16 protein-coding genes and 2 pseudogenes are annotated in these 17,431 nt (G+C 71.9%); 10 read left to right on the top strand and 8 right to left on the bottom strand.

Features of this window, described 5'->3' with window-relative positions:
* The first annotated feature begins 8 nt into the window (after positions 1 to 8).
* Positions 9 to 647, top strand: a complete 639-nt coding sequence (locus QRY02_RS12610) for a class I SAM-dependent methyltransferase (RefSeq protein WP_285991717.1) — start codon at positions 9 to 11, stop codon at positions 645 to 647.
* Here QRY02_RS12610 and QRY02_RS12615 read toward each other — a convergent pair.
* Positions 637 to 1,398 (bottom strand): helix-turn-helix domain-containing protein, encoded by a 762-nt coding sequence (locus QRY02_RS12615; protein ID WP_285991718.1) that lies wholly within the window; start codon positions 1,396 to 1,398, stop codon positions 637 to 639. The two genes, QRY02_RS12610 and QRY02_RS12615, sit on opposite strands and share 11 nt — an antisense overlap.
* A gap of 54 nt (positions 1,399 to 1,452) precedes the next feature.
* On the opposite strand from QRY02_RS12615, the gene QRY02_RS12620 reads away from it, so the two are divergent.
* Both QRY02_RS12620 and QRY02_RS12625 read left to right on the top strand, forming a co-directional pair.
* Positions 1,453 to 2,418, top strand: coding sequence for a zinc-binding dehydrogenase (locus tag QRY02_RS12620; protein WP_285991719.1), 966 nt, complete (start codon positions 1,453 to 1,455; stop codon positions 2,416 to 2,418).
* Between the two features lie 24 nt (positions 2,419 to 2,442).
* Positions 2,443 to 3,171, top strand: a complete 729-nt coding sequence (locus tag QRY02_RS12625; RefSeq protein ID WP_285991720.1) for a dienelactone hydrolase family protein — start codon at positions 2,443 to 2,445, stop codon at positions 3,169 to 3,171.
* Positions 3,172 to 3,255: 84 nt separating this feature from the next.
* Here the strand turns inward: QRY02_RS12625 and QRY02_RS48825 are convergent.
* The 3 genes and pseudogenes from QRY02_RS48825 to QRY02_RS12635 form a co-directional block, all read right to left on the bottom strand.
* Positions 3,256 to 3,427 (bottom strand): annotated as a pseudogene (locus tag QRY02_RS48825) (IS982 family transposase); the annotation flags it as partial.
* Positions 3,428 to 3,451: 24 nt separating this feature from the next.
* Positions 3,452 to 4,759: a M20/M25/M40 family metallo-hydrolase gene (locus tag QRY02_RS12630; protein WP_285991721.1), complete on the bottom strand. Its 1,308-nt coding sequence runs from the start codon at positions 4,757 to 4,759 to the stop codon at positions 3,452 to 3,454.
* A complete protein-coding gene (locus tag QRY02_RS12635) occupies positions 4,752 to 5,579 on the bottom strand; it encodes a M55 family metallopeptidase (RefSeq protein WP_285991722.1) in 828 nt (275 codons plus the stop codon). The genes QRY02_RS12630 and QRY02_RS12635 overlap by 8 nt, the downstream gene beginning before the upstream one ends.
* Positions 5,580 to 5,762: 183 nt before the next feature.
* Here QRY02_RS12635 and QRY02_RS12640 point away from each other — a divergent pair, with 183 nt between their 5' ends.
* The 6 genes and pseudogenes from QRY02_RS12640 to QRY02_RS48830 all read left to right on the top strand — a co-directional run bounded on the left by QRY02_RS12640 (position 5,763) and on the right by QRY02_RS48830 (position 13,293).
* A complete protein-coding gene (locus tag QRY02_RS12640) occupies positions 5,763 to 7,595 on the top strand; it encodes an ABC transporter substrate-binding protein (RefSeq protein ID WP_285991723.1) in 1,833 nt (610 codons plus the stop codon).
* Between the two features lie 3 nt (positions 7,596 to 7,598).
* Positions 7,599 to 8,624, top strand: a complete 1,026-nt coding sequence (locus QRY02_RS12645) for an ABC transporter permease (RefSeq protein WP_285991724.1) — start codon at positions 7,599 to 7,601, stop codon at positions 8,622 to 8,624.
* Complete coding sequence (locus QRY02_RS12650; RefSeq protein WP_285991725.1) at positions 8,621 to 9,517, top strand: ABC transporter permease; 897 nt, start codon at positions 8,621 to 8,623, stop codon at positions 9,515 to 9,517. Before QRY02_RS12645 ends, QRY02_RS12650 begins: the two co-directional genes overlap by 4 nt.
* Positions 9,514 to 11,166, top strand: coding sequence for a nickel ABC transporter ATP-binding protein NikE (nikE, locus tag QRY02_RS12655; protein WP_285991726.1), 1,653 nt, complete (start codon positions 9,514 to 9,516; stop codon positions 11,164 to 11,166). Before QRY02_RS12650 ends, nikE begins: the two co-directional genes overlap by 4 nt.
* Positions 11,167 to 11,213: 47 nt before the next feature.
* Complete coding sequence (mptB, locus tag QRY02_RS12660) at positions 11,214 to 12,749, top strand: polyprenol phosphomannose-dependent alpha 1,6 mannosyltransferase MptB (protein ID WP_285991727.1); 1,536 nt, start codon at positions 11,214 to 11,216, stop codon at positions 12,747 to 12,749.
* A 92-nt stretch (positions 12,750 to 12,841) separates the two neighbouring features.
* Positions 12,842 to 13,293: pseudogene (locus QRY02_RS48830) on the top strand (transposase).
* Here QRY02_RS48830 and QRY02_RS12670 read toward each other — a convergent pair.
* From QRY02_RS12670 to QRY02_RS12685, 4 genes are read right to left on the bottom strand one after another with little or no spacing between them, the layout of a single operon-like run.
* The gene (locus QRY02_RS12670; protein ID WP_285991728.1) at positions 13,211 to 13,510 is read right to left on the bottom strand and encodes a hypothetical protein; all 300 of its coding nucleotides are present in this window, start codon (positions 13,508 to 13,510) and stop codon (positions 13,211 to 13,213) included. The pseudogene QRY02_RS48830 and the gene QRY02_RS12670 overlap by 83 nt on opposite strands.
* Before the next feature lie 42 nt (positions 13,511 to 13,552).
* On the bottom strand, positions 13,553 to 13,963 hold the full coding sequence (locus QRY02_RS12675) for a TIGR03668 family PPOX class F420-dependent oxidoreductase (protein WP_285991729.1): 411 nt from the start codon (positions 13,961 to 13,963) through the stop codon (positions 13,553 to 13,555).
* The gene (locus tag QRY02_RS12680; protein ID WP_285991730.1) at positions 13,960 to 14,859 is read right to left on the bottom strand and encodes a S66 peptidase family protein; all 900 of its coding nucleotides are present in this window, start codon (positions 14,857 to 14,859) and stop codon (positions 13,960 to 13,962) included. The genes QRY02_RS12675 and QRY02_RS12680 overlap by 4 nt, the downstream gene beginning before the upstream one ends.
* Entirely contained in the window at positions 14,856 to 16,775 is a 1,920-nt protein-coding gene (locus QRY02_RS12685; protein WP_285991731.1) for a prolyl oligopeptidase family serine peptidase, read from the bottom strand. Before QRY02_RS12685 ends, QRY02_RS12680 begins: the two co-directional genes overlap by 4 nt.
* A 77-nt stretch (positions 16,776 to 16,852) precedes the next feature.
* On the opposite strand from QRY02_RS12685, the gene QRY02_RS12690 reads away from it, so the two are divergent.
* Positions 16,853 to 17,431: a DUF3090 domain-containing protein gene (locus tag QRY02_RS12690; RefSeq protein WP_285991732.1), complete on the top strand. Its 579-nt coding sequence runs from the start codon at positions 16,853 to 16,855 to the stop codon at positions 17,429 to 17,431.

Here is a 17,431-nt window from a genome sequence, read left to right on the forward strand (position 1 = left end):
TCACGATCATGACGACGCCGGAACCCGCCGACCGCGTACTCGCCCGCGCCTCCCTCGCCGAGGGCAACCCCACCGGGTGGTTCGAGCAGCTCTACACCGCCGCCGCGCGCGGCGAGGCCGAGCTGCCCTGGGCCCGCAACGTGCCGAACGCGGAGCTGGCCGCCTGGGCGAGCCCCGGCGAGGGCCGCCGTGCCCTGGTCGTCGGCAGCGCCCTCGGTGACGACGCCGAGTTCCTGGCCGCGGCCGGCTGGGCCGTCACCGCGTTCGACGTCGCCTCCACCGCGATCGAAGCCGCCCGCACCCGCTTCCCCACGTCCACAGTGGACTACGTGGTGGCGGACCTGCTGAACCCGCCGGCGCAGTGGCGGCAGGCCTTCGACCTGATCGTGGAGATCATAAACATCCAGGCGATGCCCCGGGACTTCCGGCCCGCCGCGGTGGCGTCGCTGGCCGGGTTCCTCGCCCCGGGCGGAACCGCGCTGGTTTGCGAAGTCGCGGAGGAGAACATGGACATGGCGAACTGGCAGAGCCCGCCGTGGCCGTTCAGCCGCGCAGACATCGAATCCGTCGCCCAGGACGGCGTCCGGCTGGTCAGCCTGGAAACCATCCGCGACGGCGCCCGCTACTGGGCCACCTTCACCCGTTAGCCCGGTGGCGGCCGGGCGTCGTCCCGACGACGGCCGTGAACGCCGCGATGAAGTGGCTCGGGTTCGCCCATCCGCACGCGCGGGCCGTGTACGCGGTGTCGTGGCCGTCGGCGAGCAGGACCAGTGCGTGGCCGACGCGCACCTGGGTGCGCCACTCGTGGAACGTCATGCCGAGCTCGTCGCGGAACAACCGGCTGAGCGTGCGCGCACTGGCCCCGCTCCGCTGTCCGAGTTCCGCCAGCGGGGTGTTGTCCCCGGGTTCCTCGTACAGCCTTCGCGCGATCGCCCGCAACCGGTCGTCGCGGGGTTCGGGCAGGTGCAGCGGCTGTTCGGGTGCTTCGCGCAGTTCGTCGACCAGGACCCGGCGCAGGCGGGCGCTCGCGGCCCGGTCGTACTCGCGCGGGCCGGTGAGGGCGAGCAGCACCTCGCGGGCCAGGCCCGAAGCGGTGAACACCGCGGGCCGATCGGGCACGAGCCGGGCCAGTGCCGCGGGCAGGAACACGATCCGCATGTCGGTGTGGCCGTGCGCGCGGTGCCGGTGGGTGAAGCCGGCCGGGGTCCAGGCCACCCGGTTCGCCGGGACGATCGACGTGCCCCGCTCGGTGTGCACCGACAGGACACCCCGGGCGGCGTAGACCAGGTGCCCGCGCTCGTGGGCGTCCGCCGCGCTGGTGCCGCCCGGCGGCCACAGGTGCACCCCACCGGACGGCCAGATCCGCGAGACCGGCGAGGCTTGGCGGCCAATGGGCATGGCTTGGCATTCTACCGGTGGTCGGCCACCCCCGCGCCGACCACAGTGGGACGCATGAAGACGATGCGAGCGGCGGTTTGCGTCCGGGCCGGCGGCCCGGAGGTGCTGGAGATCCACGAGGTGCCGGTCCCGGCGGTCCGGGACGGCTGGAGCCTGGTGCAGGTGCGGGGGACCGGCCTGAACCGGTCGGAGCTGAGGACCCGGCAGGGGCACTCCCCGGACGTGGCCTTCCCGCGGGTGCTCGGGATCGAGTGCGTGGGGACCGTCGCCGCCTCGACCGACCCGCGGATCCCGGACGGCGCCACGGTCGCGGCGATGATGGGGGAGATGGGCCGCGCCTTCGACGGCGGCTACGCCGAATACGCCCTGCTGCCGAACCCGCTGCTGATGCCGGTCACCACCACCCTGCCCTGGGACGTCCTCGCGGCGCTGCCCGAGACGTACCTGACCGCCCAAGGCGCGCTCGACGCGCTCGGGATCGGCCCGGGCAGCCGCGGCCGGCTGCTGATCCGCGGCGGCACGTCCTCGGTCGGGCTGGCGGCCGCGTCGATCGCGGCCGGGCACGGCCTGGAGATCGCCGCCACCACCCGCCGCCCGGACAAGGCGGCCGCGCTGACCGGCCAGGTGCTCATCGACGACGGCGGCCCGCTGGACGGCCTGCCGCAGCTGTGGCCCGACGGCCCGGACTGGGTCCTCGACCTGGTCGGCGCCCGCACCGCCGTGGACTCCCTGCGCCTGGTCCGCCGGGGCGGCACGGTGTGCGTGGCCGGTTCGCTCAGCGGCTGGATCGTCCCGGACTTCGAGCCGATCGCGAAGATCCCGTCCGGCACCAAGCTCACCGCGTTCCACAGCGACGACCGCAAAGGCAGCACGGCCCGGCTGCAGCGGATCGTCGGCGAAGTGGAAGCCGGCACCTACCACCCGCACGTCGACCGGGTCTTCCCCTTGGGCGAGATCGCCGCCGCCCACCGGTACATGGAGGACGACCGCGCCGCCGGAAAACTCGTCGTCGTGCCTTGATCCGGTGGCCTAGGCTCGGCCGTCATGCCCACCCAGTCACTGCAGATCCCCACCGCGGACGGCGTCGCCGACGCCTTCGCCGCGTTCCCCGCCGACGGCGAACGCCACCCCGGGGTGCTGATGTACCCGGACGGTTTGGGCATCCGGCCCGTGCTGCGCGAGATGGCCGAGGAACTGGCCGGTCGCGGGTACTACGTGCTCGTCCCCAACCCCTTCTACCGCCACGGCCCGGCGCCGGTGCTCGACCTCCCCGAGCACATCGGAGAAGCAGCCCGGCCCGCGATCTTCGCCCGGCTGATGCCGATGATCGAGGCGCACACCACCGACCGGATCCTGCCCGACGCCGACGCCTACGTGCGGTTCCTCACCACCCGGCCCGAGGTCGGCCCCGGACCGGTCGCGGTGACCGGCTACTGCATCGGCGGCCTCCTGGCCACGCACACCGCCGCGGCCCACCCCGGCCGGGTGGCCGCCCTCGCCGCGTTCCACGCGCCGGTGGGCGCAGCCGGGCCCGACAGCCTGCACCGGCTCACCGCCCGCGTCCACTTCGGCCACGCCGAAACCGACCTGACGCCCGAGGCCCTCGCCGAGCTCAACCGGACCCTGGACGCCGCGGGGCTCGAGTACACCTCCGAGATCTACCCCGGAACCGTCCACGGCTTCACCATGTCCGACACCGACGCCTTCGACCCCGCCGCCCTGCGGCACCACTGGGACAGCCTGCTGGCTCTCCTCGACCGCTCGCTGACCTAGACGAGTAATGCGCAACTCGGTCAGTGGTCGTAGGCAGTCAGCAATCGGGTGATGGGTTGGCTGGTGGCGCGGTTGTGCCAGATGGCGGCGTGGGCGACGACTGTAGCCGGACTGGCCGGCCAGGTACCAGCACACACCGGGCAGGTAGGCACCGCAGCCAGCGGGCCTCGGAAGTGAACCCGAGCAGGGCCCGGGCCACCGCGTAAGTCACCAGTTCCGAATCGGTCATCCTGGGCGGTCTGCCCATCCGTCGCCTGCTGGCTCTCCTCGACCGGGCCCTCTAGCAGTTCTCGAGGAACCGGGTCAGGACGCGGGTGCCGAAGTGCAGGCCCTCGACCGGCACCCGCTCGTCCACCCCGTGCGCCATCGCCCGGTACGGGAACCCCTTCGGCAGCCACAACGGCGCGAAGCCGTAGCAGTCGATCCCCAGCCGCGTGAACGCTTTCGCGTCCGTCCCGCCACCCAGGCAGTACGGCACCACCACGGCTTCGGGATCCTCCGCCTGCAGCGCAGACGCCATCGAGGCGAACCACGGGGAATCCACCGGGGCCTGCACCGGCGGCTGGTGCGCGACGAACTCGCGCGTCACGCCCTCGCCGAGCAGCTCGTCCAGCGCGGCGAACAACGACTCATCGGTACCCGGCAGCACCCGCACGTCGACCTGCGCGGTCGCCGTCGACGGGATCACGTTCACCTTGTAGCCCGCGTCCAGCATCGTCGGGGTCGTGCTGTTGCGGATCGTCGGCAGCACCAGGCCGCCGGCCGGGCCGAGAGCGGCCACCGCCGCGTCCACCCCGTCCGAAGACGACAGGTCGACCGGGACACCCAAAGCCGCGCCGGTCCGCTCCAGGAACGCCCGCACCGCCGGGGTCAGCGACACCGGCCAGCGGTGCGCGGCGATCCGGTGCAGCGCACCCACCAGCCGGGTGACGGCGTTCTCGTCGTTCGGCCGCGACCCGTGCCCGGCCCGGCCCCGCGCGGTCAGCCGCAGGTGCGCCGTCCCGCGCTCGGCCGTCCCGACCGGGTACAGATGCACGTCACGCCCGTCGGCCGCGGGCACGTGGTAGGTGTAGCCGCCCGACTCGCTGATCGCCGCGGCACAACCCTCGAACAGCTCCGGGTGCCGGGCGACCAGCCAGTGCGCGCCCCAGTCCCCGCGGTCCTCCTCGTCGGCGACGAATGCCAGCACCAGCTCGCGCCGCGGCCGCGCCCCGCCGGCCAGCGCCGCGAGCACCATCGCCACGAAGTCCTTCATGTCGGTCGCGCCGCGGCCCCACAGGTACCCGTCGCGCACCTCGCCGGCGAACGGCGGCACCGACCAGTCCGCCGCGTCCGCCGGAACGACGTCCAGGTGCCCCTGCACCAGCAGCGCGGGCAGCGACGGATCGGTGCCCGGCACCCGCGCGATGACACTGGCCCGCCCCGGCGCGGCCTCGAGGATCCGCGACGGGATGCCCAGGCCGTCCAGGAACGCGGCCACGTACTCCGCCGCCGGCCGCTCCGGCTCGGCGTCGTTGCCGCCGCGGTTGGTCGTGTCGAACCGGATCAGGTCCGCGCACAGCTCGACGACGTCGGCCACGTCACCCATAGATGCCCTGCACCGCCCCCGCCGCGATCGCCGTGACGACCTTGAACGCCTTCATCGCCTCGGTCATGGTCGGCGCGTCGAACCCGACCCGCCGCGTCCCGATCTGCTCCACCGTGGGGATCACCGCCGTCGACTGCGCCAGGTGGCTCGCGTCGAACTCCACCTCGATCCGGTGCGGGCCCACCCGGCGTTCCTCCCGGCCCGCGCGCCCCATGGCCTCGGCCGCCGCGCCGGTCAGCAGCTCCGCCGTCCGCGACGGCGGCAGGCAGATCGCCGCGTACCGGCTCACGCATTCCTTCACCTGGACCAGCTCCGCCTCCGGAGCGTAATCACGGGCGTCGTCACACGTTTTGTCGTCACCCGAAACGAGCAGGACAGGGACGCCGTACTCCGCGGCCATGCCCGCGTTCAGCCTGCCTTCGCTCGCCGGGACGTCGTCCAGCCACACCCCGGTGATCTGGTTCTCCAGGTACGTGTGGGAGAGCACCCCGTCGAAGCCCGCGCCGGCGTGGTAGCCGAGGAACACCACACCGTCCACACCGGAATCGATGCCCTGCATCATCGACAGCGGCTTGTGCCGCCCGGTGAGCATCCGCGCCCGCGGGTCGAGGTCCTCCAGCAGCAGATTCCGCTGCGACGAATGGGCTTCATTGACCAGCACGTCACTCGCGCCGGCCTCGTACAGCCCGGCCAGCACCGCGTTGACGTCGCCGGTGAACAGCCGCCGGAAGCGGTCCCACTGCGGCGAACCGGGCACGACGTCGTCGGTCCAGGTGACGCCGGTGGCGCCCTCCATGTCCGCCGAGATCAGGATGTGCATGCCGGGCACTCTAGCCAGCGCGCCCGGCCTCCGGCCGCGAAACGCCCCCCCTCGGCCGAGCATCACGCACAGTGACGACCGGCGGGTCGATAACGATCGGGCACCTGCCGAGGCGGCAACATATTGCGCGGTTGTCCCGGTATGTGGTTACTTCTCGTCCTTGGGGAGGCTCACAAGCGAATGATGGGGTGGTTTTCGGTGCAGTTCCAACGCAGAGCCGGGCGATTGGCCCGCGTGGGCGCGGTCGTCGCGGCCGCGACACTGGCGGCGATCCCGCTCGCCGTTCCCGCCCAGGCCCAGCAGGGCAAGGTGCTGCGGGTCGCGCTCACCACCGGCATCGACCACCTCAACCCCTTCACCGCCGTGCTGTCGGCATCCACACAAATCGGCCGGTTCACCTTCGAGTTCCTGACCGTCCCGAACGCGGAAAAGGCCGAAGCCTCGCCCGCGCTCGCCGAGTCGTGGACCCCGTCGCCGGACAAGCTGACCTGGACCTTCAAGATCCGCAGCGGCGTCAAGTGGAGCGACGGGCAGCCGGTGACCGCCAAGGACGCGGCCTTCACCTTCAACCGCATGCTCACCGACGAGAACGCCCGCACCGCCAACGGCAACTACGTGGCCAACTTCGAGACGGTCACCGCGCCCGACGACACCACCCTCGTCATCAAGACCAAGACCGTCCAGGTCAACATGAACCTGCTCGACGTCCCGATCGTGCCGCAGCACATCTGGGAGCCGGTCAAGGACCTCAAGGACCCCAAGACGGACGACCTCGCCATCGCCGGCGTCTCCGACGGCCCGTACCAGGTCACCGAGTACAAGCCGAACGAGTACGTCAAGTTCAAGGCCAACAAGGACTACTGGCGCGGCGCCCCCAAGGTCGACGAACTGCAGCTGCTGCAGTTCAAGGACACCGAAGCGGCGGTCAACGCGCTCAAGCAGGGCGAAGTCGACGCCATCAACCGGCTCAACCCCAACCAGTTCGCCGCGCTGCAGAACCAGCAGGGCATCACCACCAACGCCGCCCCCGGCCGCCGCTACGACGAGCTGTCGATCAACTTCGGCGTCACCGACAACGCCAACAACCCGATCGGGGACGGCAACCCCGTCCTCAAGGACATCAACGTCCGCAAGGCCATCACGCAGGCCGTGGACACCCAGGCCATCGTCGACAAGGTCCTCAAGGGCCTCGGCCAGGTCGGCGGCGGCGTCGTGCCCCCCATCTACGCCGACTACCACTGGGACCCCAGCGCCGCCGAGAAGGTCAAGTTCGACCTCGCCGCCGCCAACACGACCCTCGACCAGGCCGGCTACGGGAAAGGCCCCGACGGCGTCCGCACCGCTCCCGGCGGCGCCAAGCTGGAACTGCGCCTGACCGGTCACGCCAACCGCAGCTACGACCAGGGCGTCGCCCAGTACGTCACCGGCTGGCTCAAGGACATCGGCATCACCGTCAAGCAGGACCTGGTCTCCGACGACGAGCTGTCCGACCGCACCGAGACCGGCAAGTACGACCTCGCCATCGGCGGCTACGGCACCAGCCCCGACCCGGACTACGCGCTGTCGCTGCACACCTGCGCCGCCCGGCCCAGCCCGGACGGCAAGGGCGGCAGCACCGACACCTTCTTCTGCGACGCCGCCTACGACGACCTCTACAAGAAGCAGCTGACCGAGACCGACGACGCCAAGCGCGCCGGGTACGTCAAGCAGGCCCAGGCCCGGCTCTACAGCCAGTTCCCCACGATCGTGCTCGACTACCAGAACGCGCTCGAGGCCTACCGCTCCGACAAGTTCTCCGGCTTCACCACCCAGCCGCAGCCCAAGGGCGCCATCCTCGAGCAGACCGGCTACTGGGGCGTCTACGGCGCCACCCCGGCCGGCACCACCGACACCGCGAGCAGTAGCTCCGGCAGCACCGTGCTCTGGATCGTCCTCGGCGCGGTCGTCGTGGTGGTCCTCGTCGGCGGCGGCATCATGCTCGGCCGCCGCGGCAAGACGGCAGAGGACCGCGAGTAAGAGATGACCACCCCCGACCAGGCCGCGGTGCTCGTCGACCCCGACGAGCACCGCGGCGGGACCGGCACGGCCCGGTTCGTGCTCAAGAAGCTCCTCGAAGCGCTGATCAGCATCGTGCTGGTGATCGTGCTGTTCTTCTTCCTCTTCCGGATGCTGCCCGGCGACCCGGTCGCGGCGATGACCCGCGACCACCCCACCAGCCCCCAGATGATCGCCGAGCTGCGCGAGAAGATGGGCGTCGACAAGCCCGTCTTCGTCCAGTTCGGCAACTACTTCTGGGGCCTGCTGCACGGCGACCTCGGCGAATCCCGGCTGCTCAACAACGGCCGCCCGGTCGCCGACATGATCGGCGAACGGCTCTGGCCGACCATCCTGCTCGTCGGCAGCGCCACCCTGCTCGCCGTCGTCCTCGGGCTGTGGCTCGGCATCCGCGCCGCCTGGCGCCGCGACAGCTTCTTCGACCGCAGCCAGACCGGGCTCGCGCTGACCCTGTGGTCGGTCCCGCAGTTCTGGCTCGGCCTGATGCTGCTCGTGGTGACCAACGGCCTGTTCCCCAGCCGCGGCATGCACTCCCCGGACGCCGCACCCGACGTCCTCTCCCAGACCCTCGACGTCCTGCACCACCTCGTGCTCCCGTGCGTCACGCTGCTGGCGGTGTTCTACGCCCAGTACATGCTGATCATGCGGTCGTCGCTGCTGGGGGAGATGAACGCCGACTACCTCACCACCGCCCGCGCCAAGGGCCTGCGCGACGACCTCGTCCGCCGCCGCCACGCCGTCCCCAACGCCCTGCTGCCCACCACCACGCTGGTGTTCATGCAGTTCGGCTCGGTGCTGGCCGGCGCGGTCACCGTCGAGGCCGTGTTCAGCTGGCCCGGCCTCGGCCAGCTCACCTACGAGGCCCTGCACGGGCCCGACCTGCCGGTGCTGCAGGGCGTGTTCACCGTCCTGGCCGGCGCGGTGGTGCTGATGAACCTGCTCGCGGAACTGCTCTACCGCGTGCTCGACCCGAGGGTGCGTACCTCATGACCACCGCCGAGACACCCCGGCAGATCACCTGGGCGCGCCGCCGGGCGTCGCTGAAGAGGACCTGGCGCGAGTTCGCCGGCCAGCGGGCCGCGCTCACCGGGCTCGTCCTGCTCGGCGCCACCGTGCTCGTCGCCCTGCTCCTGCCGCTGATCAGCGACGAGACCGGCCTCGACGTCACCAAGGCCACCGGGGCACCGCTGTCCCCGCCGAACGCCGACTTCTGGCTCGGCACCGACAACTTCGGCCGCTCGGTGCTGCTGATGACCGTGTGGGGCACCCGGATCTCCCTGCTCGTCGGGTTCTCCGCGGCACTGCTGTCGGTCGTCATCGGCACCCTGATCGGCATCACCGCCGCCCACTTCGGCGGCTGGGTGTCGGCGACCCTGCTGCGGTTCACCGACTTCTTCCTGGTGCTGCCCTCCCTGATCCTCGCGATCGCGCTCTCGGCGGTGCTGCCCAAGGGCGTCGGCACGATCATCATCGCCATCGGCCTCACCGCCTGGCCCAGCACCGCCCGGCTCGTCCGCGCCCAGACACTCACCATCGAGAGCCGCCCCTACATCGAGCGCGCCCACGCCCTCGGCGGCGGCCACCTGCACATCATCGGCCGGCACGTGCTGCCCGGCGTGATGCCGCTGGTCCTGGCCAACACCACCCTCGTCGTCGGCAACGCCGTCATCGCCGACGCGACCCTGTCGTTCCTCGGCGTCGGCGACCCCAACTCCATCACCTGGGGCCTGGTGCTGGAAAACGCGCTCAACAACGGCGCCATCAGCCGCGGCGCCTGGTGGAACGTGCTCCCGCCGGGCATCGCCATCGTCCTCGTCGTCCTCTTCTTCACCCTGGTAGGCCGGGGCCTGGAGACCGTGTTCAACCCGAGGTTGAAGAAGTGACCACCCCGCTGCTGCAGCTCACCGACCTGAACGTCACCTACGCGGTGGGGGACTCCGAAGTCCCCGCCGTCCGCGGCGTCGGCCTCACCCTCGATCCCGGCGGCACCCTCGGCGTCGCCGGCGAGTCCGGCTCGGGCAAGTCCACCGTCGCGATGAGCGTGCTGCGGCTGTTGCCGCGCACCGCGAAGATCACCGGCGAAATCCTCCTCGACGGCGAAGACGTCACCACCATGAAGTGGGGACGTCTTCGCGCGGTCCGCTGGGCCGAGGCGTCGGTGGTATTCCAGGGCGCCATGCACGCACTCAACCCCGTCCGCAAGATCGGCGAGCAGATCGCCGAACCGCTGCGGCTGCACCCGCCCGCCGGCAAGACGCTCACCGACGCCGCTGTCGACGCCCGCGTCGCCGAGCTGCTCACCCAGGTCGACCTGCCCCCGAGCCGGGCCGGTGCCTACCCCCACGAGCTGTCCGGCGGGCAGAAGCAGCGCGTCATGATCGCCATGGCGCTGGCCTGCTCGCCCCGGCTGATCATCGCCGACGAGCCGACCACCGCCCTCGACGTCATCGTCCAGGCCCAGGTCCTCGCCCTGCTCGCCAAGCTGGTCGCCGAACAGCACATCGGGCTGATCATGATCAGCCACGACCTGTCCGTGCTCGCCGCCACCTGCGAACGCATCGCCGTCATGTACGACGGGCAGATCGTCGAGGAAGGCCCCAGCGCCGAGGTGATGGGCTCACCTCGCCACGACCACACGCGAGCGCTGGCCGCTGCGTTCCCCACCGTCGGCGACCCGGTGTCCCGCTTCGCCCCGGCCACCAGCACCCCGCTGCCGCCCGAACCGGCGAACCGCGTTCCCGGCGGTGAGCCGCTGCTGGCCGCGGAGAACCTGCGCGTGTCCTTCCGCGACCGCACCGGCAAGCGCATCGACGCCGTCGCCGGCGTCGACCTCACGGTGTCCCGCGACGAGATCGTCGCCCTGGTCGGCCAGTCCGGCTCCGGCAAGACCACGCTCGCCCGCACCCTGCTGGGCCTGCAGAAACCCGATTCCGGCGTGGTCCGCTACGCCGGGAAACCCGTCCCTGCCGGCGGGGCCGGGCTCAAGGCCTACCGCCGTCAGGTCCAGCTCGTCCTGCAGGACCCGACGAGCGCGCTCAACCCGGCCCACACCGTGTACGAGGCCGTGGCCGAAGGCCCGCGGATCCACCGGCTCGCCGACGAGCGGGCCGTCGTCCACCGGGCGCTGGAAGCCGCGGAGCTGCGGCCCGCCGAGAAGTACGCCGACCGGCTCCCGCACCAGCTCTCCGGCGGCCAGCGCCAGCGCGTCGTCATCGCCGGGGCGCTGGCGCTCGAGCCGTCGGTGGTGGTGGCCGACGAGCCGGTCGCCTCCCTCGACGCCTCCGTCCGCGGCGAAATTCTCGCCCTGCTGCTGCGGCTGCGCCGCGAACTCGGCCTCGCCGCGCTCGTGATCACCCACGACCTGGGCCTGGCCTGGAACATCGCCGACCGCGTCGCCGTGATGTACCGCGGCGAGCTCGTCGAAACCGGGACCGTCGAACAGGTCCTGCTCGACCCGCGGCACGAGTACACGAAGTCCCTGCTGGCCGCCCTGCCCGGCGGCACCCTCCAGCACCGCACCGTCGAAACCTGATACTGCGAGAACTCCGCACGAGCGCGGTGTGTAATCTCCGAACGGAAATGGCGACCACCACCGACCCCGCACAGACGCCCTCGACCGGCTTGGCCGAGCGGCTCCGCGTGCCCTCGCGATTCCCCTACCGCACGATCGCGATGGGCACCGTCGGCAGCACCCTGCTGATGATCGCCGCCCTCGGCGCCGGCGGCATCCTGATCTCCGACCCCGTGCTCGGCCACGGTCCGCTCTCGTGGGTCCGCTACGGCCACGGGCGCATGTTCGCCAACGCCGTCCTCTACACCGGCTTCGGCATGGTCGTCTGGGCGTGGGTCCGGCTCGGCCGCTACGTCCTCGCCGGCCGCATCGGCAGCCGCCCGATCCTGGTCGCCGCCGGGTGCTGGATGGCGCCGCTGCTGGTGTCGCCGCCGCTGTTCACCCGCGACGTCTTCTCCTACCTCGGCCAGGGCGCCCAGCTGCTCTACGGGCTCGACCCGTACGCCAACGGCCCCGCCGAGCTCGACGTGCTGCCGAACGTCGTGCAGAACGTCCACCCGCTCTGGCAGACCACCCCGGCCCCGTACGGCCCGCTGTTCCTGCTGATCTCCAAGGGCGTCGTCGCCACCAGCGGCGACAACATGATCCTCGGTGTCATCCTCATGCGCCTCGTGCTGCTGGTCGGCCTGGCCGGCACGCTGTGGGCGCTGCCGCGGCTGGTCAAGCACCTCGGCGGCAAGCTCCCGGTCGCGCTGTGGCTCGCGGTGGCCAGCCCGATGATGGTCATCCACCTCTTCGGCGGCCCGCACAACGACCTGATGATGCTCGCGTTCCTCACCATCGGCGTCCTCGCCGCCCTCGAGCGCAAGCACGTGCTCGCGGTCGTCCTGGTCACGATCGGCATGCTGATCAAGCCCACCGCCGCGATCGCGCTGCCGTTCATCGTCTGGATGTGGGCCAACCACCTCACGGGCGAGTCGAAGGTCCGCAACTTCCTGCGCGCCGGCGCGGCCGCGGTGGGCCTGTTCCTGCCGGTGTTCGTCGCGGGCACGTGGATCTCCCTGGGTTCGCTCAACCTCGGCTGGTGGTCCGGGCTCAAGGCCCCCCAGCTCATCGCGAACTGGCTGAACATCCCCACCGGCATCGGCGAGGTGTTCTACAACCTGGTCCACCTGATCGTGGACGTCCAGGTCTCGCCGTTCGTGACGGTCGCCCGCGCGGCGGGCATGCTCCTGCTGATCGCCTTCGGCGTCCGCCAGTGGTGGCTCGCCCGCGGCGGTGGCACGGAGGCGGTCTACCGGGCCGGGATCTCGCTGCTCGCGGTGGCGATCCTCATGCCACCGACCCTGCCGTGGTACCTGACCTGGGGCTTCGTGCTGCTCTCGGCGTTCAAGTGGCAGCCTCGCCACTTGGCGCTCGTGGTGGCGGTGTCGGTGTTCGTGACGCTCGTGTACTACCCGACGGGCGAGCAGGCCCTGTACGACTGGTGGTTCATCGCGCTGGTGGTGGTGGCGAGCCTGTACTCGGCGGCGTCGCTCCTGCGCCCGGACCCGCTGGGCATCATCGACGCCTGGCGCCGCCCGGAGAAGTTCCTCCGCGACTAAGGCTCCTGACAGAACGATCTTCGGGGTCTTCCGAGCTGCGCGGTGTTGATCTACAGTGTTCGGCCGTGCGGCGTGGTGAGCAGCCGCCGTGGATCGTGCCGGACGGGCTGTGGCGGCGCATCAAGCCGCTGCTGCTGCGGTATCCGGGCCGGAGTGGAACCCGGGCCGGGGTCTGACAGCGGCTGCACGAGCTGTTGCCGGCCGAGTCGCACGGTGCGGGAAAGCTGGACCGGTCGCGGGCGGTCATCGATTCCTCACATGTTTGCGCTGCGAGGCGTGGCCCAAAAGCGGTCCGAGTCCCATCGCCCGCCGCGGGCAGGCCCATGGCTCCGGGCTGGGCACGGTCAGGTGGGTGGTCGAGCGCACCACCGCGTGGTACCGCGGCATGAAACGCCTGCGCATCCGCTGGGAACGCCGCGACGACATCCACGAAGCCGTCCTCGGCCTCGCCACCTGCATCATCACCTGGCGACACGTCGCACGACTTTGTAGGAACTCCAAGCCGGGCGGCTGCGCGCGATCTCCTCCGCGGCCTTCTCCATGAACCACATCATGACCTCGAACGGGACGCTGTGCTCCACCGGCGAGTGGACGCGTACGGTCGGCTCGGTCGCCAGGTCTTCGTCGGGCACCACCCCGGTCATGATCATGGTGCCGGACTTGACGTCGCTCAGCTCGACGAACCAGGCGCTCTCCGGCACCGCGTACATGAACTGCACGCCGTAGTAGCGGCCGGCGTGCTCCCGCTCTTCGTAGGACATGCCGGGACGATGGCACGGCCTGCCGGCCCGGAGCCACCGGATTCAGGCGATTCCGGTCCAGCCGATCCACGTGTGCACGTCCGTGACCACCACAGCGTGCTCCGGCGGCCGCTCGGCGTACTGCTCGTACTTGGCCACCAGCCACGCCACCGGCTCAGCCCCCGGCGGCTCCACCCGCGCCACCCCGTCCGCCCGCGCCCACCACAGCTGCGTCCAGTCCTCGGCGTAGCCGTCGGCCAGGAAGCACACCGCCGGGTTCTCCGCGATGTTGCGCAGCCGCCGCAACGCCACCGAAGACTTCGGCTTGTGGTCCACCGCGAACACCACCGTGTCACCGCGCACCGCGAACGTCACCGGCACCAGGTGCGGCACCCCCTCGGCCGACACCGTCGCCAGCCGCGCCACCCGTCCCGCGGCGAACCGGTCCCGGGCCTCCGTCGACGTGAGCTTCACGTCAACGCGGGGGAGTCGAACGTCAGCGTCCCCAGGTCCGCGTCCAGCGTCACCGGTACCCCCAGCGGCAACGTCGGCGACGACGCCACGTGGCCGAACCCGAACTCCTCCACCAGCGGCACCCCCAACGGCCCCAGCCGGTCCAGCACCAGCGCCCGCACGTCCGCCGGGTTCCCGCACGCCGCCCACGAACCCAGGACGATGCCGCGCACCCCGGCGAACCAGCCGCTGCGCAGCAGCTGCGTCAGCATCCGGTCCAGGCGGTACACGCTCTCCGTCACGTCCTCCAGCAGCACGATCGCGTCGCGCGCCGACCCGTGCTCCGGCGTCCCGATCCCCGCCGCCACCAGCGACAGGTTCCCGCCCGCCGACACCCCCGACGCCCGGCCCGGCACCAACGGCGACCCGCCGCGCACCACCAGCGTCCGCTCCGGTTCGAACAGCGAACGCCGCAGGTGCTCGACCGCGAAGTCGTCGAACAGCACGCTGGCCGGCATTGGGGAGAACAAAGTGGACAGTCCCAGGTGGACGTCCACCGCGCGGTGCAACGCCGTGATGTCCGACGACCCGGCCAGCACCTTCGGGCCCGCCGCCCGCAGCGCCGGCCAGTCGACCAGGTCCAGCATCCGCTGCACGCCGTAACCACCCCTCGCCGCCAGCACGCACCGCACCCCGGGGTCCAGCCACGCCTCGGTGAACTCCGCCGCGCGTGCGGCGTCGGCACCGGAGAGGTACGGCGGCGAGCCCGGGTCGGCCCGCACGCACGGGCCGACCCGCACCTCGACGCCCCAGCCGCGCAGCACCGGCAGCGCCTTCTCCAGCAGGTCCGCCGGCACCGGCCCGGCCGGCGCCACCAGTGCCACCGTGTCGCCGGCCCGCAGCCGCGGCGGCCTCACCGCGACAGCTCCAGCCGCGCCACACCCGGCGTCTCGAAGCCGAACACCTGACCGTAGAACGACAATTCCGCCTCCAGCGCCGCCACGATCGTCGCCGCCTGCCGGAACCCGTGCTGCTCGCCGGCGAACCGCTGGTAGGCGTACGGGATCCCGCGCCCGGCCAGCTTGGCCACAAACCGGTCGGCCTGCTCCGGCGGGCAGATCCGGTCGTCCAGCCCCTGCTGGAACAGCACCGGCCCGGCCAGCCCCCCGACGTTCGCCAGCGGGGAACGTTCGACGTACCGCTGCCGCGTTCCCGGCAGCGGCCCGACGAGCCCGTCCAGGTACCGCGACTCGAAGTCGTGCGTGTCGCCCTCGGTCCCGGTCCACCCGGCCAGGTCCAGCACCGGGTACATCACCGTGCCCGCCCGGTAGGTCTTCGTCGTCGTCAGCGACGCCGCCGCGGTGAACCCGCCCGCGCTGCCGCCGCGGATCCCCAGCCGGTCACCGTCGGCCAGCCCGGCCGCCACCAGCGCTTCGGCCACCGCGACGCAGTCGGCGACGTCCACCACGCCCCACTGCTCCCGCAGCCGCTCGCGGTAGGCGCGCCCGAACCCCGTCGACCCGCCGTAGTTCACCGCCGCCACGCCGATGCCGCGGCTGGTGAAGTAGGCGATCTCCAGGTCCAGCTCGGCGAGGTGCTGCCCGGTCGGGCCGCCGTGGACGTGCACCAGCAGCGGCGGCCGTTCACCGTCGGGTGCCGCGAAGTCCGGGTTCCGCGGCGGGTACAGCACCACCGGCACGGTCTCGCCGTCCGGCGTGCTGAACACCCGCTCCTGCGGCACCGGCAGGAACGCCGAAGGCAGCTCCGGCTGCGGCGTCAGGTCCGTCACCGAGCCGTCGAGGGAAACCCGCACGACGGCGGACTCCCGAGCCGGCCCGCCCGCGACGCCGGCGACCGTGTCGCCGGACACCGCCAGTCCCGTCGAAGACCAGGCCGTCAGCTCGTCGGCCACCGGCGCCACGGTGCCGTCCGCCTCGTCCAGCACCACCAGCCGGCCCGAGGAAAGCACCGCGTGCCGCCCGCCGCCCAGCGGCGCGAACCACCGCGACCCCGCCTTCCACAGCGGCCCGCCGAGCTCCTGCTCCACCGGCGCGAGGTTCACCACCGAGCCGTCCAGGCCGATCCGGTGCAGGTTCCACCAGCCGCCGGGGTCCATGAGCGCCAGCAGCGCGGCCGGCGTCTCCCACTCGACCTGGCACACCGAGACGTCTGCGCCGCCCGCCAGCACCCGGTGCGGCCCGAACGAGCCGTCCGCGGCCACCTCGGCCACGCACAACTCGGTGCCGTCCCACGGCATCAGCGGGTGGTCCCAGCCGAACCAGGCTGCGTGCCGCCCGTCCGGCGACAGCTTCGGCACGGTCAGGAACCGGTGGCTCGCGGCCAGCACCCGCTCGCCGCCGCCGTCCACGGCGATCGCGACGAGTTCCCGTTCGACGTCGGTGGGCCGCGGCCCGGTGCCGCGCTCCCGGACCGCCCACACCTCGCCCGGCCGCCCGGCCCGCAGATCGCCGTAACGAACGCTCTGCGGCTCCGCGGGGGAGGGCGTGAGCGCCACCACGCCGATTTCGCTCTGCGCGTACACGCGCTGATCGGCCCAGTGCGTGAAGACCACGGAATCCCCGACGACCGCCCACGGCCGCCCGCCGTACTCGTGCAGCCGGTTGCGGACGTTCCACGGGGCCGGCAGCACGTCCTCGGTACCGCCCGGCACCGCCCGGACCAGCGCGACCCGGCCCTGTTCAGCCGGTCGCGCCTCGGCCCACCACACCTCGTTCCCGACGACGTCGAGCCACTGCGGGCCGCCACCGGCGGCGGCCACTTCGGCGGCGGTGATGGGCGAAGACCAGGTTCCGTACGGGGAGATCCGAGACACCCCCCGAGGCTAGCGGCCCGCGAACGGTGGGGCGGCGGATGCCGATCATGCGCCGGTGGCCTAGGGTCGTCAGTGCTATGTCTCGCGTAATCCACGTCTTCCGCCAGCCGGATCGGTTCGTCGCCGGCACCGTCGGCGAGCCCGGCGATCGCACGTTCTACCTCCAGGCGTCGGAGGACGTGCGCACCATCAGCGTCACCATCGAAAAACAGCAGGTCGTCGTCCTCGCGGAACGCCTGAGCTCACTGCTGGAGGAGGTGGCCAGCCGGTTCGGCGCCGACGTCCCCGACGACGCCCCCGAAGACCTCGTCGACCTCGACCCGCTCACGGTGCCGGTCGAGGAGGAGTTCCGCGTCGGCACCATGGGCCTCGGCTGGGACGCCGACAGCAGCGCGGTCGTCATCGAGCTGCTCGCCATCACCGAGGGCGAGGTCGACGAAACGGTCGTGCTCGACGACACCGAGGAGGGCCCGGACGCCGTCCGCGTCTTCCTCACCCCGGCCGCCGCGCGCGCCTTCGCCGAGCGAGCCGACCGCGTCGTCAACGCCGGCCGCAAGCCGTGCCCGCTCTGCGCGGAACCGCTCGACCCCACCGGGCACATCTGCCCCCGGCAGAACGGCTACCGGCGCGAAACCGACGCGGGCGAAGAAGACTGA

Source organism: Amycolatopsis sp. DG1A-15b (assembly GCF_030285645.1).
Classification (GTDB): Bacteria; Actinomycetota; Actinomycetes; order Mycobacteriales; family Pseudonocardiaceae; genus Amycolatopsis.

Coding starts and splice junctions, on each gene's coding strand:
- QRY02_RS12610 (WP_285991717.1), top strand. CDS start 9: ATGACGACGCCGGAACCCGCCGACCGCGTACTCGCCCGCGCCTCCCTC.
- QRY02_RS12615 (WP_285991718.1), bottom strand. CDS start 1,398: ATGCCCATTGGCCGCCAAGCCTCGCCGGTCTCGCGGATCTGGCCGTCC.
- QRY02_RS12620 (WP_285991719.1), top strand. CDS start 1,453: ATGAAGACGATGCGAGCGGCGGTTTGCGTCCGGGCCGGCGGCCCGGAG.
- QRY02_RS12625 (WP_285991720.1), top strand. CDS start 2,443: ATGCCCACCCAGTCACTGCAGATCCCCACCGCGGACGGCGTCGCCGAC.
- QRY02_RS12630 (WP_285991721.1), bottom strand. CDS start 4,759: ATGGGTGACGTGGCCGACGTCGTCGAGCTGTGCGCGGACCTGATCCGG.
- QRY02_RS12635 (WP_285991722.1), bottom strand. CDS start 5,579: ATGCACATCCTGATCTCGGCGGACATGGAGGGCGCCACCGGCGTCACC.
- QRY02_RS12640 (WP_285991723.1), top strand. CDS start 5,763: ATGGGGTGGTTTTCGGTGCAGTTCCAACGCAGAGCCGGGCGATTGGCC.
- QRY02_RS12645 (WP_285991724.1), top strand. CDS start 7,599: ATGACCACCCCCGACCAGGCCGCGGTGCTCGTCGACCCCGACGAGCAC.
- QRY02_RS12650 (WP_285991725.1), top strand. CDS start 8,621: ATGACCACCGCCGAGACACCCCGGCAGATCACCTGGGCGCGCCGCCGG.
- mptB (WP_285991727.1), top strand. CDS start 11,214: ATGGCGACCACCACCGACCCCGCACAGACGCCCTCGACCGGCTTGGCC.
- QRY02_RS12670 (WP_285991728.1), bottom strand. CDS start 13,510: ATGTCCTACGAAGAGCGGGAGCACGCCGGCCGCTACTACGGCGTGCAG.
- QRY02_RS12690 (WP_285991732.1), top strand. CDS start 16,853: ATGTCTCGCGTAATCCACGTCTTCCGCCAGCCGGATCGGTTCGTCGCC.